Raw genomic sequence first — 26,639 nt, 5'->3', positions numbered from 1 at the left:
GTGCGACGGCCAGGTTAGGACCTGTCGGGAGCCGCGCCCAACGCACCGGCCGAAGGGGATTCTTTGGATGGACCCCTGTTGTCAGAAAAGGCGAAGAGCCTGTGGGTGGAGCGGTCTTTTCCACCGTCCGAAACCCTCCCGAGCGAATCCAAACCCGGGTCACACTTTTGAACCTGTGCCCCGGTTTTGTGCTGAGAGGTTCAAGGCTGAAACGAGAGGATGGCAATCATGAGCAAGCAAAGTCAATGGCGTTTGACCTTCGAGGTCACGCGCTGGGAATTCATGCGTTTTTTCAAGCCGCGCGAAATGATGGTTTCACTGGGATTGACGGTCGGCCTCCTGTTGGGCCTGAACTGGATGATCCGTGGTGCGGGCAGCCAGGGCGAGCCCGCCCAGGTCAAGCTGATTAACCAATCCGAGCTGATGCTGGTGATTCCCGAGACCTCCAGCCTGGCCGTGGTCGACGCGCTGCCCGAGGAGGCGGAATCGGATCTGCGCGAGGCCGTCGCCGCCAAGGAACTGGACGGGTTGTTGATCGTGCGGGGCGTGGAAGATGCCGAGTTGGTGGTCCTGCGCGAGCCGCACTGGCGCGCCGAGCTGGAAAAGCTGCTGGCGATCGCGCGACTCTCGGTACAGTTGGATCGGAGCGGTGTGTCGCAGGAGGCGTTCGCCGAAATGATGGCGCCGTTTCCCTTGACCTTGTCGGCGTTGCGCGATGACGGCGGTGGCTTTCGCGAGCGCATGATCCTCAGTTTCGTCTGTATCGGATTCATGCTGATGGCGATTTTCGTGGGCAACGCCTATTTGTTTTCCGCGATAACGGGTGAAAAGCAGTTGCGCGTGACCGAGCAGTTGGTGGCGGCGATTTCGCCCCGCATTTGGATCGACGGCAAGATCCTGGGCATGGCCGGGCTGGCGTTGGTGAACGTGGCGATTTACGCGGTCAGTTCGTTCATCGCGGTCCTGATCCTCCAGCGGCTGGGGGTGGACGTGCCTTTGGCCCTGGAGGTGGTCGATGTTGGGTTGGCGCTCAAGATGGTGTCGCTGGCGGTGCTGGGCTTCCTGTTCTGGTTCACCGCGTTTGCGGCGGTGGCGGCCACGATCAACGATCCCATGAACAGTGCGCGCAACGCGTTCATGTTCGTGCCGATGATTCCGGTGGCGGTCGGCTTTCTGGTGTTCACGAACCCCGAACATTGGGGGTTCCGTCTGCTGGGGATGTTCCCGTTGACCAGTGCGGGCGTGATGCCGGCTCGTCTGGTGTTGGCGGAGGTGCCGGCCTGGGAGATGGCGGTGGCGTTGGCTAGCCTGGTGGTGGCCTGTTGGATGATGCGCCAGGTGGCGGGCAAGGTGTTCGCGTTGGGCATCTTCATGCAGGGCAAGGAGCCCAGTTGGTCGGAGATGATCGCGGCGGCGCGACGCGTTTGAGCGCGTGGAAGAATCTTCATTCGGTGATCCGGGTGGGGACGCACCGGTCGTTCCGATCCGCGGAATCACCGCTCAGGCCCGCTGGGATCTGGATTTGTTTTGATCCGGCCGTTGCCGATATGCTAGGCTCGACGCAACCCTTTCAAGCCATATCCCATGCCTGTTTCGGACCCGTTGCCGACCGAATGCCGGCCCCATTTCTTTCTCCTCGGAGGAGCAGATGCCGAAAGTGACCCATTTCGAAATCAGCGCCAATGAACCGGAAAAAGTCATTCCCTTCTACGAGAAGATCTTTGGCTGGAAAACCACCAAGCTGGAAGGGCCGGTCGAGTATTGGGCCGTCCAAACCGGACCGGACACCGAACCCGGCATCGACGGCGGGTTCTTTCGTCCCAACGAATGGTTCAGCGGCACCGTCAACACTATCGAGGTCACCGATCTCGACGAATACCTCGACAAGGTTCGCCATCACGGCGGCGAGGTAGTGACCGAAAAGATGACGATCCCCGGCGTGGGATACCTGGCCTATTGCAAGGACGTCGAAGGAACCCTTTTCGGCTTGACCGAGCGCGATCCCGGCGCCGGAGGCTGGCGCAAGTCCGAATCTACGCCGTGAAGGTGCGGGGCTTCGGCAGAGCGCCCCGCTCGTCGCCACTCAGTTGGTTTCGCCGCTCACCGATCCGTTCAGGGCCCAGTCGTATTCGAGATAGCGAATGCGCTGCGGTTCCCAGCCTTTCAGGTCGGGCCGGTACTTGTGAACGAAGGCCACCACGTCCGGTTGTTTGCCCCAATCCTTTTGGTACCAATCGAAAATCTTCGAAAGGTGCCACTCGCGGCGGGTTTCGTCGAACACGTTCTTGTCTTTGTTGTTCAGAAAACGCAGGGTGGCTTCTTCCATGACCGTTTCCACGTTTTCGGCGGTCAGGACGCGCTTGTCCAGGCGCGGACAGGAGACCGAGGCGCAGTTGATGATGAAGTGGATGCGGACGTCCATGGGGCGCAGCCAATCGCTTTCCACGTTGTTGAGCGAGACCTTTCGGCCGCCGACACGCCACTCCTTCTTGGTGAAGAAGCCGAACATGGGGCGAATTTTTCGCACCGAAGGGACCGGCCAGGCGCGGTTGACACCGGCGAGGGTGAAGACGTTGTAGGTGTTGGAGAGTAGCGCGATTTTTTCGGTCGTGTCGGAAAGCGTATCGGGATCGAAGTCGCGAATGAAGTCGATGAAGGCCTGCAGGTGCGCCTGCAGTTCGGGGCGCCGATGGAGTTCGGCGTAATCGACCGAGCCGTCCTCGGCCACGATCGCGTCGTACACGGTTTGGATACCCTTGTTGAGCGTTTCGATTTGTGCCGCCGGCGAAGATTGGCCGAAAGCGGCGTGGAACCATCCCAAAAAGAGCAGGACCGAAAGGGTGTGGCGCATGGACTGTCTCCCTCGTGTTCCGACGCGTGGTCGGGTGTGATTCGTTCGGCGGTTAGGTCAACAACGACCCCATGTCAAAGATTCCCGCGAAGCGGCGCATCTGATGAAGGACCCTGGAAACGGTTGGAAAGTTTGAGGATGGGGGTCGTGACCCACGTGGGCCTCAGCGCCCCTGCTCGCTTCTCACCTCCCGGACCGGAACCGGCGCGGGGGTGCAGGGCGCCAAGGGCTTGTAGTAGTAAAGCGGCTGGTTGATGTGTTCGGACAGGGTGTAGAAGCCACATCCGTCGGCGCGGAACCCGATCGCTTCGCCTTGGGGTTCGCTTCTCAGGGTGATCTGGCATTGCTCCTGGGCGAATGCCGACCACAGCGGTTGGCCGGGTTGTTTTCGCCATAGACCCGCGTTGAAGTAGCCTTTGATCAGGATCCATTGACCGTCGGGCGAGATGTCGCCGCCGACGGCCCAACCCCAGGGCAGCGTGCCCACGAGTTGGAGCTCGTTGGTCGACGTGGTCGATTGGGGATAGGGTACCCGATAGATCCGCGAGGGCGTTTCCCGTTTGCTGATCAGGTAGAGGTCGCCGGAGAGTGGGTCGACCATGAGGGTTTCCACGTCGCGGGGGTGATCGGGAAAGGCCAGGGTGATGGTTTCCACCTGGTTCAGCATCATCGACACGCCCGATTTGGTGGGGTCCACTCGAGGTTCCGGCACGCGATAGACGTGGATCAGGTCGCGTTTGGCCTTGTTGTCGCCCACGTCGCCGATGTACAGGTAGTCCCTGTCCGGTTCGGGACCCGGGCCGATGGAGATGTCTTCCCAGTCCCGGGCGTCCACGCAGGCCAGTTCGCAGGTGGCCAACAGGGTTCCCGCCTCGTCGATGGCGAAAACGCGGGAGATGTCGCCGGAGTCGTTGTGGACCCAGAACACGCCGGGTGTGTCGCGGCTGGCGACGATTCCGGAGGCCTCGTCGATGAATGCGGGCTTTACCCAACCACGCGAAACCCCGGTTTCGAATTCGGGGCAGGGTGGCGAGGCGGGCTGCGGGCCTTTCGCGGGTTTCGCTTGGAAAAAGCCGATGCCGGCGCCGAAGAGGCAAAGTGTCCAAAGTCCAAGGCGGACCGGGTTCATGGAGGACCTTCCGTGAAACAAAAGTAGCTCATTGTTGATAACGCTCTGACACTCAAAAGGTTGTGTTTGGTTCGAAAGGCATGGCTTTGCGTGACGGAACGAGCGCCTGATTGGTCCCGCTCAACCTGTTTCGGCGTTTGTTCCCTTTGCGGTCTTCGGGAACCTCGAGGAAAGAAAAACCGAGTCTGCATTACGGCCCCGTTTAGGGATTCGCAACCGCCTCGGTGTTTCGCGATTCGGGTCGCGAAGACCGCGGCGGCGCAGAGCAGGGACATTCTAGCTCGGGCCCATCCAGAAAGGGAAGCATTGTAGCTTCCGAAACGGCCCGGCTGGCTGGAAACGCGCGCGACCCGAGCCGGGAAGGTCGAGTTCCACCCCGATCGGCGGTGACGGTGAAGGTCGCGGAGGCAACGGAGACAAATCGAACGCGTTGTCGGTCAGTGTTCCACGTCGATGGCGAAATTGGGGTCGTCGTAGACCTTTTCGAACAGGACCGAGTGGAGCTTCTCCACCGTCTTGCGCTTCAGTTTCATGGTTGGCGTCAACTCGCCGTGCTCCAAGCTGAAATCGCGTTCGAGTACGCAGTAGCGACGCACGCGCTCGGCTCGGGCCAACAGGTGATTGCCCGCTTTTACGGCTTCCAGGAACACCATGCGGAAGGCCTTGTTGGCCACGATCTTGGCCATCGCGGCGTTGAGTGCCATCGATCGCGACTGCGGGTTCGCCATCAGCTCTTCGACCAGTTTGTCTTTTTCTTCGTTCCCGATGATTTGACGGGCGGCGCCCCATTCCAACGTCTCGATCGGACTGGGGGCGATCAGCGCCGATATGTAGGGGCGGCGATCGCCGTGGGCGTGAACGTGACTGATCAGGGGGCTCTGGTTCTTGATCGCGCGCTCGATGCTCGCCGGCGCCACGTTTTTCCCGCCGGCGGTGATGATCAGGTGCTTTTTGCGGTCGGTGATGCGCAGGTACCCGGCCTCGTCGATGGAACCGATATCGCCGGTATGCAGCCATCCGTCGACGATGGCCTCCTGCGTGGCCGCGTCGTTTTTGTAATAGCCCTTGAAGACCGTTTTGCCGCGCAACAGGATTTCGCCGTCCTCGGCGATGCGCTGTTCCAGTCCGGGAAGCGGCAGGCCGACCGTGCCAAGACGTGGCGCGCCCGCGGGATTCATGTGGGTCAACACCGTCGCCTCGGTCATCCCGTAGGCCTCGTAGATCGGGAGGCCCAGGCCCCAGAAGAAGGCCAGAATCTCTTTGGAAATCGGGGCCGCGCCCGTGATGAACATGCGGATGCGCCCGCCGAACGCATCGTGGATCTTCTTGAAAATCACCGCGTTGGCTAGCTGGTAGCCCGCCTCGAGGGTCAAAGGTGCGTTATATCCTTCGAGCGTGTATTTCAGGCGTTTATTGGAAAGGTTTCCGGCCCAGTGGAACAGGGTCCGAATGGGCAGGGATTGTGACTCGATTTGGTTGTGCACCTTGTTGTACGCCTTTTCGAAGATGCGCGGGACCGAGCCGAAGACGGTGGGCTGCACCTCCTTGACCTCGTTCAGCACGTTGCCGATGCTGGTGGCGTAGGCGGCGGCGACCCCGGTGTCGATGCGGAAATAAAAGGAGAGCACGCGCTCGGTCACATGGCCCATCGGCAGGAAACTCAGGAACAGATCGTTCTCGTAGAGTTGAAACACTTTCTCGATCGAGGGCAGCATGGCCAGGATGTTGGCGTGGCTGATCATGGCCCCTTTCGGACGGCCGGTCGTGCCCGAGGTGTAGATCAAGATCGCGGTGTGGTCGGGGGTGATCGCGGTTTGGATGGCCTCTACCCGATCGGGATCCAGGACCCCTTTCTGGAACTGGGTGGGCGACAGGAAACGCGCGTCCTGATCGCGGTTGGCGCGATAGGACAGTTCGTTCCATGGGACGATGCCCAGCAACTTCTCGTTGTTCCGCACCGCTTCGAGGGTGGTTTTCAGCTCGTCGGTGCCGTCCACGAACATGACCTTGGCGTCGCTGTGCTCCAGCACGTAGGCCACCTGTTCGGGTGCTTGGCGCGGGTAGACACCGACGGTGACCATGCCCGCCAGTTGGGCTCCCATGTCGTAGATGCACCAGGCCGGTTGGGTCGGGCCCAGAATGGCCACGGTATCGCCCGGCTCGAGACCCAGGTCCAGCAGCGCATGGGCTACCTGGCGGGCCCGGTAGTCCATCTCGGACCAGGTCAGGCCTTCCCAGTGGTCCTTGCCGGCGGCTGCTTTCGTTTTGAAGAACATGGCCGGGCGATCCGGAGTGTGGGCCGCACGCACCGTCAGTAGGTCGCCCAGGGTTCGCGCTCGCGAGGCGATGGGTTCAACGGGGATGGTAGGTCCGGAAACAAGCATGGGGAAGCACTCCTGGATCTCGAGCGGGAGGCCCGGGAAGGGCGAAACCGCGTGATGGGGGCGAAGGTAGAGGGGCCGTCCAAAAACCTAACACAAAGCGGGGAGCGGAGAACAGGACGAAGTGAATGGGGGTTCATGAACCTGTTTGGCCGGGTTTCCCCAGTCGCACCCCCGGTGGGGCCACCGGGTCGATCCGTTTGATGTATTGCATGTTTTTCGAAAGAAACGGGTTAGCCGAGCTCGACGCGGATCGTGGTGATGATGTGGAACAACGCCTTTTCGACCACCGCCGTGATCGGGTGCCGCAGGAGAATGTAGCCTTCGCCCTCGTAGGTGCCCGACGGCGGCGCGCCGATTTGCGGCATTTTCATTTCCACGATGAGGGGTTCCAGCTCTTCTTGGATCTTGTCGACGCCGTGGATGGCCTCGATGCGGTCACCGGAGCCCTGCGCGCGGATGAAGGCCGCACCCGCGGCGTAGGCTCGCTTGGGGGGATCCAACTCGCCGAAAACCATCAGCCTGGCCCAGGCGCGGTGGATGTCGAAGTCGTGCGCGAAGCCGGTGATGCTGGTGAGCTGACCGCCCGGCGGGCGCGCGGCCACTTCGCTGACCGCCACGCTGCCGTCCATCCGGCGAAACCACTCCAGGTGGGTGAGGCCGGTGTCGATGCCCAGCGCGCGATTGGCCGCGGCCGCGATTTCGCGGATGTCGTCGAAGTGTGGATGATCGATTTCGCGCGGCAACAGGATGCACCACTGGATCCAAGGGTTTTTGAGGACTTCGAGCGGGCTGGGGAAGTAGCGGGTCAGCGAGTGCCAGACCATGTGTCCGCGAATCCACATCGACTCGAAGGTGTGCTCGTTGCCCATGACGAACTCTTCGAACAGGATCGGGAACGCGGTGGTCGGTTCGTGACGGGCCAGATAGGATGCCAGCTCGTCGCGACCGTTGATTTGGGTGGTATGGCGTGTGCCGGCTCCCGCGGGCGGCTTGGCGACGAGGGGAAAGCCGATCTTTTCCGCAAACGCGTTGACTTCGGCGGCGTGGGTGGCCAGGCAGTGGCGGGCACATGGGATTCCCGAGGCGCGCAGGATCTCCTTCATGCGGGATTTCTGGCGGAAGTTGGTGGCCGCCGTGGTGCCCATTCCCGAAATGTTCAGTGTTTGGCGCACTTCGGCCAGGATTTCCTGCAGATCTTCCAAGGTGCCCAGGAGGCGCGTCACGGGGCCCAGCTTTTGGGCGGCTCGCCGCACCGCGTCTTGGATCTGCGTCGCGTCGAGGGCGTTGTCGATGCGATCGAAATAGGCCAGTTTGGCGCGCAAATCCGGCGGCACTTTTTCCAAGTGGTCCTGGGTGATCAGCGCCAGGCGGACACCGGACAAACTGGCGGCGCCATCGATGAATTGAAGGGTGGCGCGCAGGAAAAAGGGCGCTACGAAAGCGACGTTGACCATGGCAATCAGCCTCCACGGATCGTTCGAACACCGCAACGGTGCACGAACGAGGGGTTCGAACGGCGAGGGCCGCGGAGGCGGAGCCGGTGCCCCGACGAACGGAGGACCGAAGCGAAAAAGCGCCGAGCCCGCGGCGGGCGAACATGTCCTTCGGAGCCCTTCACTCTATCAAAATCGGACAGGCTGGAGAACTCAAAATGCGCCGGCGCCAACCGGAAATCAGACGCTGTAGAGGATGTCCGTGCGGCCCCTGGCCGGTTCGTCCTTTTTCCAGTAATAGGAAAGCGTGCCGTCCGAAACTTCCGCGCGATATCCAATGGCCTGTGCCTGCTCCAGGATCGGCGGGACCAGGTAGGCATGGGGGGTGGTGCCTTCCAATCCGAGCCGGCCGACGAGGTCCCCGTCTGCGGTCGGTTCGACGTGGATCCGGAGCGCGGTCAGCTTGTCCTGAACCTGCAATTGGACCAGTGCGTGCCAGACGAAGAACACCATCATCGTCGGTGAATACAGAAAGGTCGGGATGTTCTGCGCCGCCGTGACTTCGACGGGTAATTCGGTATGAAACTGTTCGGTGAGAACCCGAGTCAGGTGCTTGGCGAAGAACGAAGTATTGAAGATGCGGCTGTCCCAGCAGTACAGGTAGGCCAATTCCGGCAGGCCCTCGTAGGAGGCGGGGAGTCGGTACCGTTGAATGATGCTCGTGGCGATCTGAACCAATTGGGAATAGATGAGGTAGTCTTGGTTTCGCGGCAGGTGGAAGTAGATCGGCTGACTGGAGTTCATGAAGAGATAACCCAACAACTCGTCCTTGAAGGTGCAGGGAATGCAGAGCCCGCTCCTGAACCCCATTTCGCCGATGTAGCGCAGGGACCGCTGCACCGGGCGGCTTTGCAGATGGTAGGAGTCGGTAATCTCGGTGACGTCGTGGAGGATCCGCATCTCGCCGGCCTTGAGGGAGAACAGGGAGCCGTGGGCATCCACGTAGCAGCGATAGCCGCCGCCCATCAGGTTCTCGGCAATGGGAATCATGCTCGAATCAAGCACCAGAAGCTGATTGGTGTGACCGACCTTCCTGGCGAGGCACACCCGATCCACGCCGTTGAAATGGGGATGCAGCTTCAGGATGGCCAGGATTTTCTCGGCGATGCCGGCGACGTCTCCCGAAATCGCGTACTCTTGGCCGGCCTTCATGGCGCTGGTAATCAACTGAAGGTCGTCATGCGTCAGGTCGACCGCACCGGAGCGGTACATCGCGTTTTGGTATAGACGCCTGTCGTGGTGACCCATGGTGCCTCCCTGACCGGATGCGACTTGGTACGTGGGTTGAATTTTTGTGAAGGGTGATCTTTGGATTCCAGTATACTCGCTCTATCGGGAAGGGTCGTCGTCAATAGGGAATTTTGGAATCGATCTTCCAGGAGCGCGCGGGCCGAGGCCCCGAACGCAAGCCCCGTGTGAGGAGAACCGGTCGAATACCTCGATTCACGTTGGGTTTCTCTGAATTCGGTATGCCTGGCCTCCTTCTCCTTCGATCACGGTTTTTTCCGCGGTATTCGGGAAACGGTCGAACGAGTTGGCAGGCGGTGGTGCCCCTGGCGTTTCCAACCCAAGCGAGTCGCCGGGCCGGACGTCGATCGATTCCCCAATACCATCGTGGCCGGTGCGCCCGGGTTAGGAGTGGACCTCATGGGTGATGTGATTCCCCAATTGGGAAAGGAACCCTTGGATTTAGTGGTTCTTGGAGGTGGTTTGGCCGGGTTGACCCTGGCGCTTCAGGTGCGCCGCGCTCGTCCCGAGACCCGGATCCTGGTGCTCGAGAAAGGGAGCCACCCGGTGCCGGAGGCGGCGTTCAAGGTGGGCGAATCTTCGGTCGAGCTGGGCGCACACTATTTCGCCAAAGTGCTCGGGTTGGAAGCGCACATCGCCCAAGACCATCTACCCAAGTTGGGCCTGCGGTTTTTCTTCAAAGGTGCCCGAGCCGACGATTCGGGCTCGCGGTTGACCACGGGTTTGGAGGTGGGGGCCGATCGGTTTTTTCCGACACCCAGTTACCAGTTGGATCGCGGTCGCCTGGAAAACCACCTGGCGGCCCAGTTACGCGAAACCGGGGTGTTTTTCCTGGACAGTGCCAAGGTGAACGAGGTGGCCCTGGGTGAAGCGGGCGACCTGCATCGCGTGTCCTTCACCCGTGAGGCGTCGCACAGGTCCGTCTCGGCCCGCTGGGTGGTCGATGCCAGCGGCCGCGCGAGCCTGCTCAAACGTCGCCTGAACCTGGCCGAAGAGATTCCCCACAAGGTCAACGCGGTCTGGTTTCGCATCAAGGATTTGCCGCCGCTGGATCAGTGGTGCCCGGCCTGGTCCGCCGAGGCGGGGGCCGAGGGCCGACGCTGGCTCAGCACCAATCACCTGATGGGCTCCGGTTATTGGGTTTGGGTCATTCCGCTCTCGTCCGGTTCCACCAGCGTGGGAATCGTTGCCGACCCGCGCATCCATCTCTTGAGCGACATGAATCGCTTCGAGCGCGCCCTCGATTGGCTGAGCCGTCACGAACCCGACTGCGCCGCGGTCGTGGCCCGCCATCGCGAGGACCTTCAGGATTTTCTCGTCCTCCGCCACTTCTCCTACGGGTGCAAACGGGTGTTCAGTGCCGATCGCTGGGCCCTGACCGGCGAGGCCGGCATTTTTCTGGATCCCTTCTACTCGCCGGGCAGCGACTTCATCGCCGTCAGCAACACCTTCGTCGCCGATTTGATCCTAAAGGACCTGAACGGCAAACGCATCGCCGGCTCGGCCAACATCTACGAACAGCTCTACCTCTCCTATTTCAAGAACACGCTCGCCGTCTACCGGGATCAATATCCATTGTTCGGCAACCCGCATATCATGCCGATCAAGATCTACTGGGACTACGCCGTTTATTGGACGCTGTTCGCGTTTGTCTTCGTCCAGGGGCGACTCACCCAATTGGGTCTCTATGCGCTCATCCAAGACCGTTTCCTGCAGGCGGGCGACCTGAACAACCGAATGCAGGCCTTCTTCCGCGAATGGCATCGCCATGATTGTCCCGAAGTGCCGCACGCCTTCCTGAATCAGGCCGAGATACCGTTGATGCACCGCCTCAACGAGGGGCTGAGCGAGCCTCTGGACGACGAGGCATTTGTGGTGCGGTTCGAGGAGAACGTGTCGATTCTGATGCAGTTGGCCGAGCAAATCGTGGCTTGGGCCGTCGAACGGGTGCCCGAGCTTGGGGCCCATTGGGAAACGCCCGAAACATCGGAGGGGCGTTCCGTCGAGTCGGAGGGAACGCAGGAAGTCTATCTGGCCGAGGCTTTTGCCGCCCTTCGATGACCAGAGAGGGGCGCATTTCGCGACGGCCGCGATCGGCTTTCGGTGCCTCGTCCTCGGCTGCGAATCGCAGGTGCCACCTACGCGGCAGGGAGCGGTGGACCCGGCGTCCGAGAGTGGGTTGTTTGGTGGCCTAACCCACTGAGAACAAAGGTGGTAATGCTATTGTTGAGAGCTCGTTAAAAAAAGTCAAAAATTCCCTTGACAGAATTGGCTCCCAGAAATGATAATTACGGCTCGTTGGGTCGGGCGATTAGCTCAGTTGGTAGAGCGCTTGCCTTACAAGCAAGATGTCAGCGGTTCGAGTCCGTTATCGCCCACCATCCCCAGAGCGGGGGCGTAGTTGAGTTGGTTACAATGCCGGCCTGTCACGCCGGAGGTCGCGGGTTCAAGTCCCGTCGCTCCCGCCACTTACTTCATCGATCCGATATATGGTCGGTTTTTTTGGGCCGTCGAGCCCGGGCGAAAAGCCCGAATACAAGTTATCGGAATCTCAGGGTTCCAAACGCGGGGGCGTAGTTGAGTTGGTTACAATGCCGGCCTGTCACGCCGGAGGTCGCGGGTTCAAGTCCCGTCGCTCCCGCCACTCATACCAAAAACGCCGCGAGCTTCGACTCGCGGCGTTTTTTTTGTCTCGGGGTGTCTCGAGCGGGTGCCTTTTGACGACGGTCACCGATCCGACTTCGTGGTGTCGCGGTCGTTTCCGCGGGTTCCACCTCATCTGGTAGAATAGGGATTCCGGATCGGTGGTGGTCGCGGGCTCGGTGCGCGATATCCCGTCGCCTATGATTTTTCTCGACTCTCTTTTGGGCGCCTCATGCAGAATCCTTTTGCCATCAAGGTTCTTTCATACAACATCCACAAGGGTTTCAGTACCGCGAGCAGGAAATATGTCCTGGAGCAGATTCGCGGAGCGATCAAAAGCGTTCATGCCGACCTGGTTTTTTTGCAAGAGGTATTGGGCGACCACAAGCGTCACTCGCGACGCATTCCGAACTGGCCCACCACTTCCCAGTTCGAGTACCTGGCGGATTCGGTCTGGACCCATTACGCCTACGGCAAGAACGCCGTCTACAACGCCGGGCACCACGGCAACGCCATTTTGAGCAAGTTTCCCTTCATCGAGTGGGAGAACATCGATGTGTCCACCAATGCCTTGGAAAACCGGGGTTTGTTGCACGGGGTCGTACACGTTCCGGATCGCGATTTGCGGCTTCACGTGATTTGCCTGCACCTCGATTTGTTGGAGCGGGGACGTCGGCGCCAAATCGATTACCTTGCCGAGCGCATCGGTGAGGTCGTGCCCGAGGACGAGCCCCTGATCGTGGCCGGCGATTTCAACGATTGGCGCGAGCGCATCACGGATCGGCTGGCCTTTCAGCTCGACCTGCAGGAAGCGCATTTGGACCTGCACGACCAGCACGCGCGCACCTTTCCCAGTTGGTTGCCGGTGTTGAAGCTGGATCGCGTCTATTTCCGCGGGTTCAAGCCCTTGCACGCCACGGTGCTTACCGGTGAGCCCTGGCGTCAGCTATCCGATCACGCCGCCTATTTCAGCGAGTTGCAGTTCCTACCCGGCGGCGTCAGCGGCTGAAGCGCGCCGTTCCGTGGTTCCCGCGTGCCGAAAGAGTCGTCGTGCCCGGTAGGTTCAGCCGCCGGCTGAACATTTCGAAGCAGCCCATGCTTCGCGAGATCGAGTGGTAAAAGAGCGAAGCAGAAAAATCGGGGCTCAAAATCTCTCGATGATCGATTTCTATCTGTGCCAGGTCACATCTCACGCCGCCTATTTCAGCGAGTTGCAGTTCCTACCCGGCGGCGTCAGCGGCTGAAGCGCGCCATGCCGCAGTTCCCGCGTGCCGAAAGAATCGTCGTGCCCGGTAGGTTCAGCCGCCGGCTGAACATTTCGAAGCAGCCCATGCTTCGCGAGATCGAGTGGTAAAAGCGCGAAGCAGAAAAGTCGGGGCTCAAAATCTCTCGATGATCGATTTCTATCTGTGCCAGGTCACATCGATGGCGCGCAGCGAAGGAAGGTATCGGCTTCACTTTTTGGCGTAACTCTCTTCTGTTACACATGTTGCTTTGTAGCGTCGGCCCAGCGTCCTGGGCGAGCCCGGCGCCTTCAGGCTTTACGTCTCTCGCAAATATTCGAGCTCTCCGAGCCGAGTCTCTTGGATGAGTTCAGCGGGCCGCTGAACCTACCTGGCACCGTGGCTCTCTCTGCATTCTGGAATGTCCTGGTTTCCTTGCTTCGAATGAGCGCCCTTCCACATCATATGCGGCTTCGCTCCTGGAGCTTTTGATTGTCCTTTGCCAAATCGCTTCGATTGGTGGAGCAAGCTGCTCCACCTACAGGCCTTACGCCCCTCTCGAGATGCGGGGAATTTGGACTTTGCGGCTTTGGATTGGGGTCGTGAGGGAAATGATCGGCTTCGCTCTTTGGCGCAATTGATTGGTGTTGCTTGGGTTACTTCGGCGCGTCGGCCCAGTGCCCTGGGCGGGCCCGGCACCTACAGGCCTGATCGCTTTCCCAGGAATGCGGGCACTTCGGATTACGAGACTTCGATGGGATCCAGACCGGCAACTTGCGTACCTGACCGTTCCTGCAATGGAATACGGGTTCTCCGGGTCGACTCGATGGGGTGAGTATCCAGCCGGGAACCCGATGATTGGCACTTCGATGCGAAACCCCGGGGACAGCTCAGGGGCCGGTCGCGCAGGTGGTCCAGTTCTCGAGCGCGGTGTCCACGCAGGTTTCGTCGGGCAGATACCCTGGCAGGCGCTCGCATTCGCTAAGGGACTCGTTCAGTTCCAGGATGCACTGATTCAAGTGCGCGAGATCGGTGGCGAGCACACCGTGGGCGGCTTCCTGCCGCCAGGCGATTTCGTCTCGGTGATAGGCTTGAAAGGCAAGCAATCCCAGAGACGAGATCAGGCCGAAGCACAAGGACAGGAATACGAAAATGGTTTTCATGGGCGAACCTCGTCGCGACATTACGATGTAAAAATGCGAGATGAGATAATTTGCTGATCTCGCGATGTTTTGCGATGGTATCAACCTCATGAAAATGAAACAATTTTCGTAATTCTGTAGTTCGCCCCCGCCAATTACCGAGTAGTGTTCGTGATCTCACCTAGCCCGGCTCCTCCTGGTTCCCGGGCCGGTGAGATGGGTTTTCCTGCGGGAGTGCGCTCAATCCGGGCGGCATTCCCCGAAGTTGTTGACCAACAGGGTGTGGTCGAGAATCGTGACCCTGCCGTCCTCGTCGAGGTCCGCGTTGCCGCCGAAGTTGGGCCATTCCGGCAGCGCCAGCACCAAATCGTCCTCGCCGACCACCAAGTCGCCGTTGATATCGCCGACGAGGGAACAGGGCTGTAGTTCGAAGGCGCCGATATCGGGCTGGTTTCCACGCGGTTGGCCCATGATGTCGTCGGCGGGTGCCTGCGAGGGGTCGGCGGCGTCGAGGGCCATGCTCACGTCGCCCAGTTGGGCGTAGGCGAGCACCAAACGTTCGAACTCGTCGCGAATGGTGTCGTTGCCGCTGAGGAACTCGAACAGGTCGGGGTCCCAGCGCGGCAGTACCACGCCCACGGGTTCGGTGAGTTGCGGATCGCCGGTGACGCCGTTGGCGTCGTCGGAGGGATTGATCAGTTCGGAGGACGATTCGGGCAGGGCGCTGCCGCCGTTCCAGTAGAGGTTGTGGTCGAGCGCGAAGCTGGTGGTGTGGTCGGGCGGCGTATCGGAGAAGTCGTTGGCGCCGCTACCGTCCGAGCCCATGGTTCCGGTGGGATCCGACCAGATGTTGTTGTAGAACTGAATGTTCTCGTTGGCCGGATTGGCGCCTTCCCGGTTGAGACGCATGGCGAAGGCCAGTGCGGGCAGGTCCCCACTGATCGTGTTGTTACGGAACACGATGTTGCGGCCACCCTTGACGCCGAAGGCCGCACGCATCACGTTGCTGCTGTTGCCCAGCATCAGGTTGTTCTCGATCAGGACATCCTCGGCTTCGAACCGATCGGTGCCGTCTTCGCCGAGCAACAGGAAATTGGTTCCGGTGCTGCCCTCCCAATTGAGGAACACGTTGCGGCGAATCGTGAAATTGGCGTTCTGGGCGTGGCCGCCGGAGTTCTTGATCACGATGAAACTGGAAGTGCTGTTGTCGTTGGTGCGGCCGCTACCGGCGAAATCGTTGAAGAAGATGTTGTCTTGGATGGTGACGTTGGTGACGCCGTTGACATCCATGTGTTCGTCGCTGCCGGTCTGGTTGTAGAACACGTTGTGCTCCACCAGGACATCGCGCGCACCGTTGTTGATTTTGAGCAGGTCGTTGTTGTAGCTGTCGTGAATGATGTTGTTGCGAATGGTGATGCGGCTGGTGGCGTCCTCGCCGCCGGGGCCGCCACGAAGATCTTGGATCTGAACCACCAGGCCTGCGGCGCCGGGTCCGTCGTGAGCGATGTCGAAGCCTTCGACCACGATTCCAATGCCGTCGAAGCAGGTAATCACCGTCGAGTTGTGGCGAAGCTTGGCCGCGTAGGGGACCTGGGAGCGAACGGTGACGTCCTGGGCGAAGACGCCGCGCAGACGGATGCGGCCCGTATAGGTGCCCGGTTCCACCAGGATCAGGCCACCGTCCGAAGAGTTGTCCAGTGCGCGAGTGATGGTGGCGTAGGGGTTCTGTTGGCTGCCGTCACCGCTGGAGTCATCGCCGTCGGTAGCGACGTAGAGGGTTGCGTCCCCCGCGAAGGCCGGCAGCAGCCACAGCCACCCGAAGGCCAATCGCCATAGTTTCCAGGCACCGCGAGTCGGCACCTTCTCGTGTCTTCCTACATTATTAATGGGCATCGTGATTTCTCCCTGGCACGACATGTCGGTATCAACCGATTCAATGATGTAATGGCATGTGGGAATCATGGTCCGTGAAGATGGTGACGGCAATGATGCCAATCACCGCTGTATGCCTTTGGGTTTCGTCATGATAGCCCGACGTCTCGACGCCCGCGGATCCCCTGGCTCGGGGAAGCCGTGGCGGAACGGGTGGGCTCGGCCCGCTCCGCGTTTCGGAACCATCCCCTTTCTCCGGCCTTCGAGGTTAGAATAGGCTCCTGCTCCAACCCACCGAAGGGACCCTCGACCCATCATGCACTTGATTCACACCTCCGATTGGCATCTCGGGCACCACCTTCACGGCGTGAACCGCGAATACGAACATCGCCGCTTCCTGGAATGGCTGATGAACACCATCGAAGACCAGCGCGCCGATGCGCTGCTGATCGCCGGCGACGTGTTCGACTCGGCCAATCCGCCCGCCGCCGCCCAGGCCCTTTACTATCGCTTTCTCGCCGAAGCCCGCCACCGTTTCCCCAGCCTGGATCTCGTCGTCATTGGCGGCAACCACGATTCGGCTTCGCGCCTCGACGCTCCCAAGCCCTTGCTTCGCCATTTCAACATTCACGTGATGGGCAGCGTGGCGCGAACCCCGCAAGGCCAATTGGATTTGGACCAGTTGCTGGTTCCGCTGCGCAACGGCGACAACGACGTCGCCGCCTGGTGTGCCGCGGTCCCGTTTCTCCGGCCGGCCGACCTGCCCCGCATGGGCCAGACCGAAAATTGGTTGGAACGCGGTGTGGGCCAGGTTTACGGCGAAGTGTTCGCGGCCCTCGAGCAACGGCGCCAACCCGGCCAGGCCCTGATCGCCACCGGCCACGCCTACATGACCGGCGGCGAGCTCTCGGAACTCTCCGAACGAAAAATTCAGGTGGGCAACCAGCACGCCCTTCCCGTCGCGATCTTCCCCGAACGGGCTTCCTATACGGCGCTGGGCCATCTCCACAAGGCACAGCGCGTGGGTGGTCGCGACAACGTCCGCTATTCCGGCTCCCCGTTGCCGCTCTCCTTGGACGAGGCCGGCTACCTCCATCAGGTCCTGCTGGTTTCGCTGGACGGCGAACGATGTCGCGAGATCAAACCGCTGCCCGTGCCGCGCGCCGTGGACATCATCCGCATTCCCAAGGGGCGCGGTGACAAAACCCTGGACGAGGTGTTGGCGGAGTTGCGCGAGCTTCCGGAACGGGGCGCCGACCTTCCGCCCGAGCAATACCCCTTTCTGGAGGTCACGGTCTTCCTGCCGCAGCCGGAACCGGGGCTGCGCAAACAAATCGAGGAGGCTCTGGCGGACAAGGCGGTTCGGCTCCTGAAGATTCGCACGCGTTATCCCAAGCCCACCAGCACCCTTGCCGATACCGCCGAAAGCATCGATCTCGCCCAGCTCGAGCCGGAAGAAGTCTTTGCGCGAAAGTACCGCAGCCAGTTCGATGACGAGCCGCCCAAGGCGATGCGCCAGGCCTTCCACGAACTGCTCGAAGCGACCCTGATGGAGCGCTAGTCATGAAGATTCTTGCCATTCGCGGTGCGAACCTGACCAGTATCGCCGGTTCCTTCGCGGTCGAACTCAACGCCGAGCCCCTCAACGAGACCGGCCTGTTCGCCATCACGGGACCCACCGGGGCCGGGAAAAGCACCTTGCTGGACGCGCTTTGCGTCAGCTTGTTCAACAAGATTCCGCGCCTGGAAAACCTGGGCCGCGGTGTGGAAATCGGCCACGAGGGCGGCGACCGCTTGAACCATGCCGATCCCCGCAACCTGATTCGGCGCGGTGCGCCCAAAGGCCACGCCGAGACCGAATTCGTGGGTGTCGACGAGCGCATCTACCGCGCCCGATGGTGGGTGGAGCGCGTCTCGCGAGGCGCGACCAAGGGGATCCTGAAAAAGGTGGAAATGAGCCTGGTCGACGTGGCCGCCGAGCAAACCCTGGGGCGCACGCTCACGGAAACGCTGCACCTCATCGAAGGCAAAATCGGACTCGCCTTCGCTCAGTTCCGTCGCTCGGTCCTGCTGGCTCAGGGTGACTTCGCTGCCTTTCTGAAAGCCGACACGGGCGAGCGCTCCGACCTGCTGGAGCGCATGACCGGCACGGATATCTATTCGCGGCTCTCGGTCAGGTGCCACGAGCGGGCTCGGGCCGAGGAGGACGCCGAGAACCTGTTGAGGGAGAAGCTGGATTTCCACGAGGTCATGGACGACGCGACACGGACCGACGCGCTCCTGGCGCGCGACCAAGCCAAGTCCGGATTGGAACGGTCCCAGGAACGGGAAAAGGAATTGGACCGGGCGGAACGGTGGCTGGCCCAGACGGAGAAGCTGGAGGAGGAAGAGGCGCGGGCCCGGACCGAGGCCGCCCTGGCGGAAGAAGCGCTGGCCGCCACGGCCGACATCCAGGAGGAATGGGCGCAGTACCGGCGCATTCAGACGTTGCGCCCTCTGCGCGACCGCCATGACCGGGCGCGCGAGCTCTTGGACCGGACCGAAATCGCCTGCGCCGAAGCTATCGCCGCGCGCGATCGGCAACGCACCGCGCATCAGGCGGCCGAAACGGAGAAAGCGGCGGCCCAGGTCACCTGGAGCGAGGCGCGGAATCGCCTGATCAAAATCAAACCGGAACTTGCGCGCGCGGCCGAGCTGGACGCCGCCATCGATCGAACGGCCGGCGATCTGACCGAGGCACGCCATTCACTCGAGAAGGTCGAAACGGAGGCGACGCGCAAGCGAGCCGAGTTGGCCGAGCTGGATGCTGCGAAGGATCGCTTGCTGGAGTGTCTGGCCCAAGCCGAATCGTGGTTTGCCCAGAACGAAGAGATCGGGTTGCTGGCCGGGCAGTGGACGCGCTGGCACGACGAACTGGACCGCTACCACAAGGCCCACGTGGCGGCGGCCGATGCCTCGCACGCACTCGCCGAAATGAAACGTCGCGCGGAGACCTTCGCCGAACGGGAACGCGAGCTGAACCAGGCTCATGCCGCGGCCACGGCGGATCTGGACGCACTGCGGCGACGGTTGGGCGAGGCCGAAAGAGCGCTGGAGGACATCGATGCGACCGATTTGCCGGAGCAGCGCAAAGCCCTGTTGCAGGCCCGGGACAGGCTTGCCGAGGCTCGCCGACAGCGGACCGAACTGTTGCGGTGCAAGCAGGCTCGGGAGCGGGCCGGCAAGGCCTACGACGAACTCGTCGCCCGTGGAAAAAAAGCGCGGGTAGAACTCGAAAGCTGCCGGGCCGCCTGCGAACGGCTCGCCGTTCGCCACAACGAGGCTCGCGACACCTTGGATCGTTTGAAGCTCGCGGCCGGCAGCGATGTGCGCGACCTGCGCGCCACCCTGGTGGAAGGTCAGCCCTGCCCGGTCTGTGGTGCCGCCGAGCATCCCTACGCCAGCGAGGCGCCCGCGCACCGGATCCTCGGCGAGCAGGTCGCCCGAGTGCGCGAGCTGGAAGCGACCCTGAACCGGGAAACCGAAAAGCGGAGCCACGCCGAGGCCGAAATCAAACTGATGCGGACCGAAGCGCAAAGATCGAAACAGGATCTGGAGTCGCTCCAGGAAGAGGAAAGCCAGGCGATGACGCGATGGGGTGCGGCCCACCAGGCGGTGGCCATCGAATCTCTGCCGGAAGATCCCGGCTCGCCCGATTGCGAGAGCCTGTTGGTCGCACGAGGTACGCGCATCGACGACCAGCTCGATGCGCTCGATCGGCGCGAACACCGATTGAAAGCGGCGCGCAAGGACCTTTCCGATCTCCAGGCGCTTTGTGACAAGCAACGAGCCAAGCGTGACCAGATCGCGGAGGCATCCCAAAAAGCGGTCCAAAACAGGTTGGAGGAAAAGTCCATTTCGAGCGCCAAGGAACGCGAGGTTCTCCATGCGGAGCAGTTGAAACGCGACCTGTCGGCGGTGTTGGCGAAGCCGCTGGCCTGGGTCTCCGATCTCGAGGCGCGCCTGGGTGCGGACCCGCTCGAGGTGCGTGAAACGGCCGAGTCGCGCGCCGTCGCGTGGCATCGCGTGGAGCGAGAAGCGGCGGATCATCGAGTCAAGCTTCAGGAGATCGACCCCCATCGCCAGCGTTTGGTCACCGACCTGACGTCGCTTCGGGATCGCGAACAGCTTTGGCGGCAGAAGGTCACCGAGGCCCAAACCGCGCTCGAGGCCCAGCGTGCACAGCGCGCCGAATTGCTGGATGGCAAGCCCACCGTGGAGGTGGCCGAAGCGTTGGAGGGAGCCGAACAGCGAGCGGCGGATCACTTGGAGCGGATCAAGCGAGGCGAGGAACACGCGGCGCGCGAGCTGGCGGTCCTCGAACGACGGGCGCACGATTTGGAAGCGCAACGCGGCGAACAGGCAGAGGCCCTCGATGAGGCCGCGGCCGCATGGAACGAGGCGTTGAGCGACGCACCGCACCCGGAGCCGCGTATTCGGGAATGGCTCGATCAGGATCCGGCGTCCTGGGAAGCGAAGCGCACCCGCATCGAGACCCGCCAGCAAGCCCACCAGGCGGCCCAAGTTCGCTTGCAGGAGCGAGCCCATCAACTGGAGAAGCACGCGGCGCAGCGTCCGCCGCATTTGGATCAGGCATCCGAAGAGCCGTCCAACCCTCTGTCTTTGAAGGAGGTTCGCGAAACCCTGGAGCAGACGCGTCAGGACCGAGCCGACCGAGAGCAGGCCTTTTACCAATTCAAACACCGTCTCGAGCGGGATGACGAGATCCGCGCGGGCAAGCGGGATCTTCAAGAAGCGTACACGCGCCAATGTGAGCGAACGGGGCTGTGGAAGGCGATGAAGGATCTGATCGGCAGTTCCACCGGCAAAAAGTTCCGCCAATACGCGCAGAGTCTCACGCTGGATGCCCTGCTGGGTTACGCCAACCGCCATTTGGAGGACCTGGCTCGGCGGTACCAGCTCCAGCGGGTGCCCCACATCGAGAGCTTGGAGCTGCAAATCCTGGATCGCGACATGGGTGACGAGATCCGAAGCGTCAACAGCCTGTCGGGCGGCGAGAGTTTCCTGGTGTCGCTGGCGTTGGCGTTGGGGTTGGCGTCGTTATCCGCGGAAACGACCCAAGTCGAAAGCCTGTTCATCGACGAGGGATTCGGCGCGCTGGATCCCGAGAGCCTGGATTTGGCGATCAACGCGCTGGACAGCTTGCAGGCGACGGGCCGCCAAGTGGGGGTCATTTCGCACATCCCGACGTTGATCGAGCGAATCGGTACGCGGGTGGTGGTGCGGCCATTGGGAAGCGGTCGAAGTCGGATCCAGGTGACGTCGGCCTTCGAGGCGGGCTGACCCCGCCCGAAGCGCTACGCTTGGGCGTTCCCGCATGACGAGTGCGTCGTCGTGCCAGGTAGGTGGATCCGTTGGATCCACCAATCGAAGCTCCTTATCTAGGAGTACCCGTATCCCGCAGAGTGTTGCCATTGCAGTAGGTTGGCCGGCCCGGCCGACACTTCGAAGCAACCCCAATAACGAAAACAGGTTACACCCAAGAGCAAAGCCCAACTCATCCCTCTGGCTCTCCCCGAAGTGATAGCTCGAAAGTGCTCGTAAGCTGGGAAGGCCGTCGTGATCGAAGCATTGATTTTGAAATAAACATGTTGTCCCAAGAGAGAACATTTTTTCGGAGCGTATTCAGCAACATTCGGGCATTGTGCGGCACATCCCTTCGGTGTGCGGTTACAGGGAGAACGAGGGCTTCGCTCTTTGGTGTTGGTTTCTGGTTTTATGTGAGTTGCTTCGAATGGTGGAGCAAGCTGGCTTACTGCCCTTGCTCCACCTACAAGCGCGACGTCTCTCTTTAAATGCGGGAACTTGGGGCACGTTCCTTCGGTGAGCGGCTCGGGGGAGAACAGCGGCTTCGCTCTCTGGTGTTAATTGTTGATTTTATGTGAGTTGCTTCGAATGGTGGAGCAAGCTGGCTTACCGCCCCTGCTCCACCTACAGACGCGACGTCTCCTTTTAGATGCGGGAACTTGGGGCACGTTCCTTCGGTGAGCGGCTCGGGGGAGAACGAGGGCTTTGCTCTTTGGTATTGGTTGCTGGATTTATGTGAGTTGCTTCGAATGGTGGAGCAGGCTGCTCCACCTACAGACGCGACGTCTCCCTGGGCTTGTGGGTATTTTGCACTGCCGTTCTTCGATGAACACGGATAGGCCAACGTCGACGCTTCGCTCTCTAGTGTTAGTTGCTGGATTTATGTGGGTTGCTTCGAATGGTTCATCGGGCCGATGAACCTACCGGGCACAACGCCCCTCTCGGCATGCGGGAACTTCGCGGGGACCCAACCTACGGGGTATCGCTCAGGAAGTAGAGGAAGTCTGTCACGCGGACGAAGCCGTCGCCGTCCACGTCCAGGTCCGACCCGTGCCCGGTCTCCGACCAAACTGGGCGCAGCACCGCGTGATCGGCGATGTCGGCGCGGCCGTCGTCGTTGGGATCGGGCCATCGCTCCGGATCCGCGGGCACCAGGACGGTGATGTCGTGGGTCGCTTCATGGCCGGTACTCGGATGACTCACTTCCAAACGGTAGTGGGCGGTGGCGTTCGGCCGTGGCTCCAAGACCACCGGATTGGCCTGCGCCCCGAAGATGCTTTGATCCTCCAGATTTCGCCAGTGCCAAACCAGTTCATCTGCCGCGCAGGAGAACTCCGCCGTCAACATGGTGGGCTCGCTGCCGGCGGCCAGCACGGTCTCGGCCGCAACGCCCGTTTCGACCGCGACGGCCGCCACCTCGATCCATGCGGAAGCGATGACGCCTTGCGAGCCGCCGACCTCCACTCGGTAATACCCGGCCTGGCCACTGTCGAAGTCGTTCAGGACCAGTTCCGCATCGTTGGCCCCCTGCACGCGTTGATCCTCGAACCACCATTGGTAGACCAATCCCTGCTCGGGACAGGATTCTGCCGCGACCGCCAGCGAGACCGCATCGCCCGAACAACCTTCGACGCGCAACGACTGATCCACGATCCGGGGCATGCAGTCGCACGCGATTTGGGCCACATCGGTCTGGGGCTCGACGGTCAGGTCGAGCGCGGCGTGACCTCGCAGGCGCTCGATCGAGGGGCAATCGTTGGGGCCGAGCAGGTTCCCTTCCAGGCGCAGGCTGCGGATCGTGGCGATCCGGGTCACCACTTCGACCTCGCTCAATTGGTTGTCCGAAAGGTCCAGATCGCTCAGCGGCAACGACGCCAACGTCTCGGGCAGCTCGGTCAGCGCGTTTGCCGCCACGTCCAGGTCGGTCAGGTTCTCGAGGTAATGGATGCCCTCCAAGCTTTCCAAACCCAGCCCGCGCGCCGAGATCGTCTCGATCCGCCGCGCCTCTTCGAGGCTCAGCGACCCGTCCTCGTTGTCGTCGTGCAGCGCGAGCAAGTGGTCGTAGAGCCGGCTGTCGGCCAGCGAGACCTCCCGGCGCCAGGCCAGGGCGCGAGTCATTCGCTGTTCCTGGCGGTTGCCCAGCGCGTCGGTGGCGGCGATGCGCAGGTCGGTGAAGGGTTGGGATCCCTCGGGTTCGGGCAGGGCGACGCGGTAGGTGCCATCCGAGACCTCCGGAGCGAGTGCGATCCATTCGGGGGCCTGGTTGGGTCGCCAATCCACCGTGACCGTACCTACGCCACTTTCGTCCGCGACGTCGAACACCAGCTCGGTGCCCGGTGTGGGATCCTCCACCCTGCGGCCATCGAGCTCCAGCCGCAGTGCGGTGAAACGCGGTGGATCGGCGTCCTTGCGGGTCGAGTCCACGTCGACCACGACCGAACCGCTCCAGGTGGTGTCGGCCTGCCAGCCTCGATAGCTCAGTTCCAGTTGCACCGGTCCCGGCTCGATGTCGAGGGCCTTGGTGGAGGTGAAGGTTCCCGAGCGCGGAATGCCGCTGCTGTCGACGATTTGGTAGACCAGCGCCCGTTGACTCCCGCCGTGCCAGGCGTCGGCGATCAGCATCGGCGACAAGGTGTTGGTGACCGGGCTTTGAATGCGGACCTGGGCATCGCTGATCGCAAACGTGGGATTGAAGTAATTGAGGCCCTGGCTCACGCGGATGCGTCCGGTCTCGGTGAGGTCCTGGCCCGAGGCGTTGCGGTTTAGCTGGGACAATTGCGGATACAGCACCAGGCGCTCTGAATCATTGGCTCCGAACCAGGTGCTTTGCGCCACCGGGTTTTCGAAATCCGGTTGGACCGAGGAGTTGCCGCGGTACCACACCCATCTCAGGTACTGAGGTGATTCATGCTCGTCGTCCGGGCTGAGGAGCAACGCGTGGCGCAGTGGGTGGCCCGTGGCGTCGCGTGTGGGTTGGAGTGTGTTCTGCGACATGAACTGCTGACCGATGCCGGCGACTTGCAGGTCGGGAAAGAGCACGGTGCCACCCGGGAGATCGGCCTGGTCCAGGCTGAACGTGATGGACTTGAAGTCGCGGGCGTCGGCGGTCTCAGTGGACGATGCCGTCACCCCGGTCTGGCCGGCTCGTGCCACGTAGGTATGGGGATCCCAGGCGAACTCGGCGATGGCGACCTGGTCGATGGAGAATTGGCTCGATATCTGGTTGGTGGCGAGGGTCGGGATCTTCTGGTGTTGGATCGCGAACAACGTTTGGGTCGGTTCGTGTCGAAGCCGGATCAGCACGTCGCGTTGGGCGGCGGACGGCCACGCGAGAGGCATGCCCGCGTGATCCAGCAAGGACAGGTCCAGGCGGTGTTCCGCCGTGGCAGATTTGAACGAGGGCGCGTCGTCGAGGTCGAATAGGGCGTGTTCGTGAACGAGGAGGTACGCGCCCGTCGTGTCGTCGCCGTGCAGCCAGGCAATCATGTGGATCGGGGTGGGCGGTACCTCGAAGGCGAAGTCCTCGGGAAGTGGGTCGTCTTCGGTCGCGATCCAATCGCGAGCGAAGGTGCCCTCGTCGTCGAAGATCTGAAGCCGCGAGAGCGGCTTGTCGAATCGCGGTGACAACATCACCGTGCGGGAGAGGAGCCAGGGATGGGAAAGCACCCGGTCCTGGGAGTGCACCTCGATGCGACCCTCGTGGCCGCGTGCCAACAGGTCCGGTGCCGGCGGGTTGGCCGTGTCTACCCGACAGAGCAGTTGCACCTCGCGCGATTCGTTCGCGGCCAGGGTGAGCTGGTTCGGCACGATCTCCAGGTGAATGCCCTCGGGAAGGTCTGCGCCAATTTGGAGTTCGTAATCCTGCGGTTCACTGCCCGGATTCGTGAGGGTCAGCAGGGTCGTGTATTGCCACGGCGTTCGGTGGAGATTGACGCGGCCCAGGTACAGCTCGGCCGGCTCCAGGAGCGCGAAAGGCTCCATGGCCGAATCGAGATCGATCGAGCCGGCGCCTTGGGCGAACAGGTTCTCCTCCAGATCGATCGCGTGGTTCATCAGGCTGGCCTTGATGCGGGCCGGCGTCCAATTGGGATGGGCTTCGCGCAGCAGGGCCGCGGCTCCGGCGACGTGGGGGGCCGCCATGCTGGTGCCGCTGGCCTTGCCGTGACCGCCGCCCAGGCGAGTGGTCACGATGGCGGTGCCCGGTGCGATCAGGTTGGGTTTGATGACCTCGGGCGCACCCGGATCACGCACCGGTCCGCGTGTGCTGAAGTTCGCGACCTCGCTGTCGCCGTTGGCGGCGCCCACGGTGATTGCCGCACGCGCTGCCGCCGGCCCCTTGATATTGGCATAGCGGCCGCTGTTGCCCGCCGCCGTGATCACGCAGATGCCGGCGGACTCGGCCATGTCGATGGCCTGGGCCAGGGGCTCGTTGGGGCCGCCGTCGCCGCTCAGGCTCAAATTGACGATGTCCAGGTGATCGTCGGTCAGCGGATTCTCGTCGGGATCCATCGCCCGTTCGAGGGCGGCGATGGTGGCGCTGGTCGAGGCCGAGCCGTCGGCGCCCGCCACTTTGTAGGCGATCAGCAGGGCGCCGGGAGCCACGCCTTGAACCACGCCGTCCGCGGCCGCGATGCCGGCCACCAGGGTGCCGTGTCCCACGTCGTCGAACGGATCCGCGTCGCCGTTGACGAAATCCCAACCGCCCGCGACCTTGAAGCCCTCACCAAAGCCGCCGCCCAGGTCGGGATGGGTGTGGTCGATGCCGCTGTCGAGGATCCCGATACGCATACCCGTGCCGGCACCGGTCCGCTTTCCCGCCGGCGACGGTGAGGTTTGCGGTGTTTTCGCATCTGCCGGCGACACCGCGTCCATCGGTACCGACAGTCGGTGATCGGGAAACACGCCCGCGACCAGCGGATGGCGTTGAAAGCGGGAGATTTGCGCCTGGCTCGCCGGAACGGCAATCGCGTGAATCAATTGCTCGAAGTGCCGGACCTGTGTCGGCTCACCGAAATTTCCCGCGGCTTGGAGATCGCGAATCAACGTATCTCGTTCCGCTCGATTTCGCTGCCGCGCCTGTTCCAGGTTGGTGGCGATGGTGGCTTCCGCGAGCCGGGCCTGGCGCCATTGAGCCAGGCGTTGTCGAAGCGATGGGGACTCGAGAACCAGAATCCAGCCGGTGGGTCGGGCTTGGCCTTGGATGGCGGCTTCGCCTGGGCGTGCCGGGATGGTGAGGCTCAGAAAAACGATGTGAATGAGTAAAAAAAGTCTTCTCAACGGATGGGTC

The 26,639-nt window shown here is 62.0% G+C and carries 15 protein-coding genes and 3 tRNA genes; 10 read left to right on the top strand and 8 right to left on the bottom strand.

The features are described 5' to 3' along the window. The first annotated feature begins 228 nt into the window (after positions 1 to 228). Together J3U87_RS07740 and J3U87_RS07735 are read left to right on the top strand one after the other, a co-directional pair. Entirely contained in the window at positions 229 to 1,428 is a 1,200-nt protein-coding gene (locus tag J3U87_RS07740) for an ABC transporter permease (protein ID WP_237382463.1), read from the top strand. A gap of 220 nt (positions 1,429 to 1,648) precedes the next feature. After that, positions 1,649 to 2,044, top strand: a complete 396-nt coding sequence (locus J3U87_RS07735; protein ID WP_237382462.1) for a VOC family protein — start codon at positions 1,649 to 1,651, stop codon at positions 2,042 to 2,044. A gap of 39 nt (positions 2,045 to 2,083) precedes the next feature. Here the strand turns inward: J3U87_RS07735 and J3U87_RS07730 are convergent, their stop codons facing one another. The 5 genes from J3U87_RS07730 to J3U87_RS07710 form a co-directional block, all read right to left on the bottom strand. Further along, complete coding sequence (locus tag J3U87_RS07730) at positions 2,084 to 2,851, bottom strand: DUF547 domain-containing protein (protein WP_237382461.1); 768 nt, start codon at positions 2,849 to 2,851, stop codon at positions 2,084 to 2,086. 163 nt (positions 2,852 to 3,014) lie between these two features. Next, on the bottom strand, positions 3,015 to 3,980 hold the full coding sequence (locus tag J3U87_RS07725; RefSeq protein WP_237382460.1) for a hypothetical protein: 966 nt from the start codon (positions 3,978 to 3,980) through the stop codon (positions 3,015 to 3,017). Between the two features lie 437 nt (positions 3,981 to 4,417). Next, positions 4,418 to 6,364, bottom strand: a complete 1,947-nt coding sequence (locus tag J3U87_RS07720; RefSeq protein ID WP_237382459.1) for an AMP-dependent synthetase/ligase — start codon at positions 6,362 to 6,364, stop codon at positions 4,418 to 4,420. Between the two features lie 230 nt (positions 6,365 to 6,594). Continuing rightward, on the bottom strand, positions 6,595 to 7,818 hold the full coding sequence (locus J3U87_RS07715) for an ATP-grasp domain-containing protein (RefSeq protein WP_237382458.1): 1,224 nt from the start codon (positions 7,816 to 7,818) through the stop codon (positions 6,595 to 6,597). Between the two features lie 219 nt (positions 7,819 to 8,037). Continuing rightward, positions 8,038 to 9,105: a hypothetical protein gene (locus J3U87_RS07710; RefSeq protein WP_237382457.1), complete on the bottom strand. Its 1,068-nt coding sequence runs from the start codon at positions 9,103 to 9,105 to the stop codon at positions 8,038 to 8,040. 399 nt (positions 9,106 to 9,504) lie between these two features. Between J3U87_RS07710 and J3U87_RS07705 the strand changes: the two genes are divergently transcribed. The 6 genes from J3U87_RS07705 (at position 9,505) to J3U87_RS34980 (ending at position 12,992) form a co-directional block, all read left to right on the top strand. After that, positions 9,505 to 11,166 (top strand): NAD(P)/FAD-dependent oxidoreductase, encoded by a 1,662-nt coding sequence (locus J3U87_RS07705; RefSeq protein WP_237382456.1) that lies wholly within the window; start codon positions 9,505 to 9,507, stop codon positions 11,164 to 11,166. Positions 11,167 to 11,410: 244 nt separating this feature from the next. Beyond that, a tRNA-Val gene (locus tag J3U87_RS07700) sits at positions 11,411 to 11,486 on the top strand. Positions 11,487 to 11,496: 10 nt separating this feature from the next. Then, positions 11,497 to 11,573, top strand: a tRNA-Asp gene (locus J3U87_RS07695). 99 nt (positions 11,574 to 11,672) lie between these two features. Continuing rightward, a tRNA-Asp gene (locus tag J3U87_RS07690) sits at positions 11,673 to 11,749 on the top strand. Positions 11,750 to 11,980: 231 nt separating this feature from the next. Next, on the top strand, positions 11,981 to 12,757 hold the full coding sequence (locus J3U87_RS07685) for an endonuclease/exonuclease/phosphatase family protein (RefSeq protein ID WP_237382455.1): 777 nt from the start codon (positions 11,981 to 11,983) through the stop codon (positions 12,755 to 12,757). A gap of 103 nt (positions 12,758 to 12,860) precedes the next feature. After that, positions 12,861 to 12,992: a hypothetical protein gene (locus J3U87_RS34980; RefSeq protein WP_272932472.1), complete on the top strand. Its 132-nt coding sequence runs from the start codon at positions 12,861 to 12,863 to the stop codon at positions 12,990 to 12,992. A gap of 869 nt (positions 12,993 to 13,861) precedes the next feature. On the opposite strand, the gene J3U87_RS07680 is transcribed toward J3U87_RS34980, so the two are convergent. After that, positions 13,862 to 14,134, bottom strand: coding sequence for a hypothetical protein (locus J3U87_RS07680; protein ID WP_237382454.1), 273 nt, complete (start codon positions 14,132 to 14,134; stop codon positions 13,862 to 13,864). Between the two features lie 219 nt (positions 14,135 to 14,353). Beyond that, positions 14,354 to 16,006, bottom strand: a complete 1,653-nt coding sequence (locus tag J3U87_RS07675) for a right-handed parallel beta-helix repeat-containing protein (RefSeq protein WP_237382453.1) — start codon at positions 16,004 to 16,006, stop codon at positions 14,354 to 14,356. Between the two features lie 295 nt (positions 16,007 to 16,301). Between J3U87_RS07675 and J3U87_RS07670 the strand changes: the two genes are divergently transcribed. Both J3U87_RS07670 and J3U87_RS07665 read left to right on the top strand, forming a co-directional pair. Next, positions 16,302 to 17,546: an exonuclease SbcCD subunit D C-terminal domain-containing protein gene (locus J3U87_RS07670; RefSeq protein ID WP_237382452.1), complete on the top strand. Its 1,245-nt coding sequence runs from the start codon at positions 16,302 to 16,304 to the stop codon at positions 17,544 to 17,546. Between the two features lie 2 nt (positions 17,547 to 17,548). Continuing rightward, positions 17,549 to 21,328: an AAA family ATPase gene (locus tag J3U87_RS07665; protein WP_237382451.1), complete on the top strand. Its 3,780-nt coding sequence runs from the start codon at positions 17,549 to 17,551 to the stop codon at positions 21,326 to 21,328. A 996-nt stretch (positions 21,329 to 22,324) separates the two neighbouring features. Here the strand turns inward: J3U87_RS07665 and J3U87_RS07660 are convergent. Continuing rightward, positions 22,325 to 26,629, bottom strand: coding sequence for a S8 family peptidase (locus tag J3U87_RS07660; RefSeq protein ID WP_237382450.1), 4,305 nt, complete (start codon positions 26,627 to 26,629; stop codon positions 22,325 to 22,327). Positions 26,630 to 26,639: the final 10 nt, after the last annotated feature.

This window comes from Sulfidibacter corallicola, from assembly GCF_017498545.1.
GTDB classification, from domain to species: domain Bacteria; phylum Acidobacteriota; class Holophagae; order Acanthopleuribacterales; family Acanthopleuribacteraceae; genus Sulfidibacter; species Sulfidibacter corallicola.
The sequence above is the reverse complement of the archived record's forward strand: the minus strand, read 5'-3'. Positions and strand labels throughout refer to the sequence as shown.

Bases quoted from the DNA above. Each gene is read 5' to 3' on its own strand.
- J3U87_RS07740 (WP_237382463.1), top strand. From the start codon at position 229: ATGAGCAAGCAAAGTCAATGGCGTTTGACCTTCGAGGTCACGCGCTGG.
- J3U87_RS07735 (WP_237382462.1), top strand. From the start codon at position 1,649: ATGCCGAAAGTGACCCATTTCGAAATCAGCGCCAATGAACCGGAAAAA.
- J3U87_RS07730 (WP_237382461.1), bottom strand. From the start codon at position 2,851: ATGCGCCACACCCTTTCGGTCCTGCTCTTTTTGGGATGGTTCCACGCC.
- J3U87_RS07725 (WP_237382460.1), bottom strand. From the start codon at position 3,980: ATGAACCCGGTCCGCCTTGGACTTTGGACACTTTGCCTCTTCGGCGCC.
- J3U87_RS07720 (WP_237382459.1), bottom strand. From the start codon at position 6,364: ATGCTTGTTTCCGGACCTACCATCCCCGTTGAACCCATCGCCTCGCGA.
- J3U87_RS07715 (WP_237382458.1), bottom strand. From the start codon at position 7,818: ATGGTCAACGTCGCTTTCGTAGCGCCCTTTTTCCTGCGCGCCACCCTT.
- J3U87_RS07710 (WP_237382457.1), bottom strand. From the start codon at position 9,105: ATGGGTCACCACGACAGGCGTCTATACCAAAACGCGATGTACCGCTCC.
- J3U87_RS07705 (WP_237382456.1), top strand. From the start codon at position 9,505: ATGGGTGATGTGATTCCCCAATTGGGAAAGGAACCCTTGGATTTAGTG.
- J3U87_RS07685 (WP_237382455.1), top strand. From the start codon at position 11,981: ATGCAGAATCCTTTTGCCATCAAGGTTCTTTCATACAACATCCACAAG.
- J3U87_RS07680 (WP_237382454.1), bottom strand. From the start codon at position 14,134: ATGAAAACCATTTTCGTATTCCTGTCCTTGTGCTTCGGCCTGATCTCG.
- J3U87_RS07675 (WP_237382453.1), bottom strand. From the start codon at position 16,006: ATGCCCATTAATAATGTAGGAAGACACGAGAAGGTGCCGACTCGCGGT.
- J3U87_RS07670 (WP_237382452.1), top strand. From the start codon at position 16,302: ATGCACTTGATTCACACCTCCGATTGGCATCTCGGGCACCACCTTCAC.
- J3U87_RS07665 (WP_237382451.1), top strand. From the start codon at position 17,549: ATGAAGATTCTTGCCATTCGCGGTGCGAACCTGACCAGTATCGCCGGT.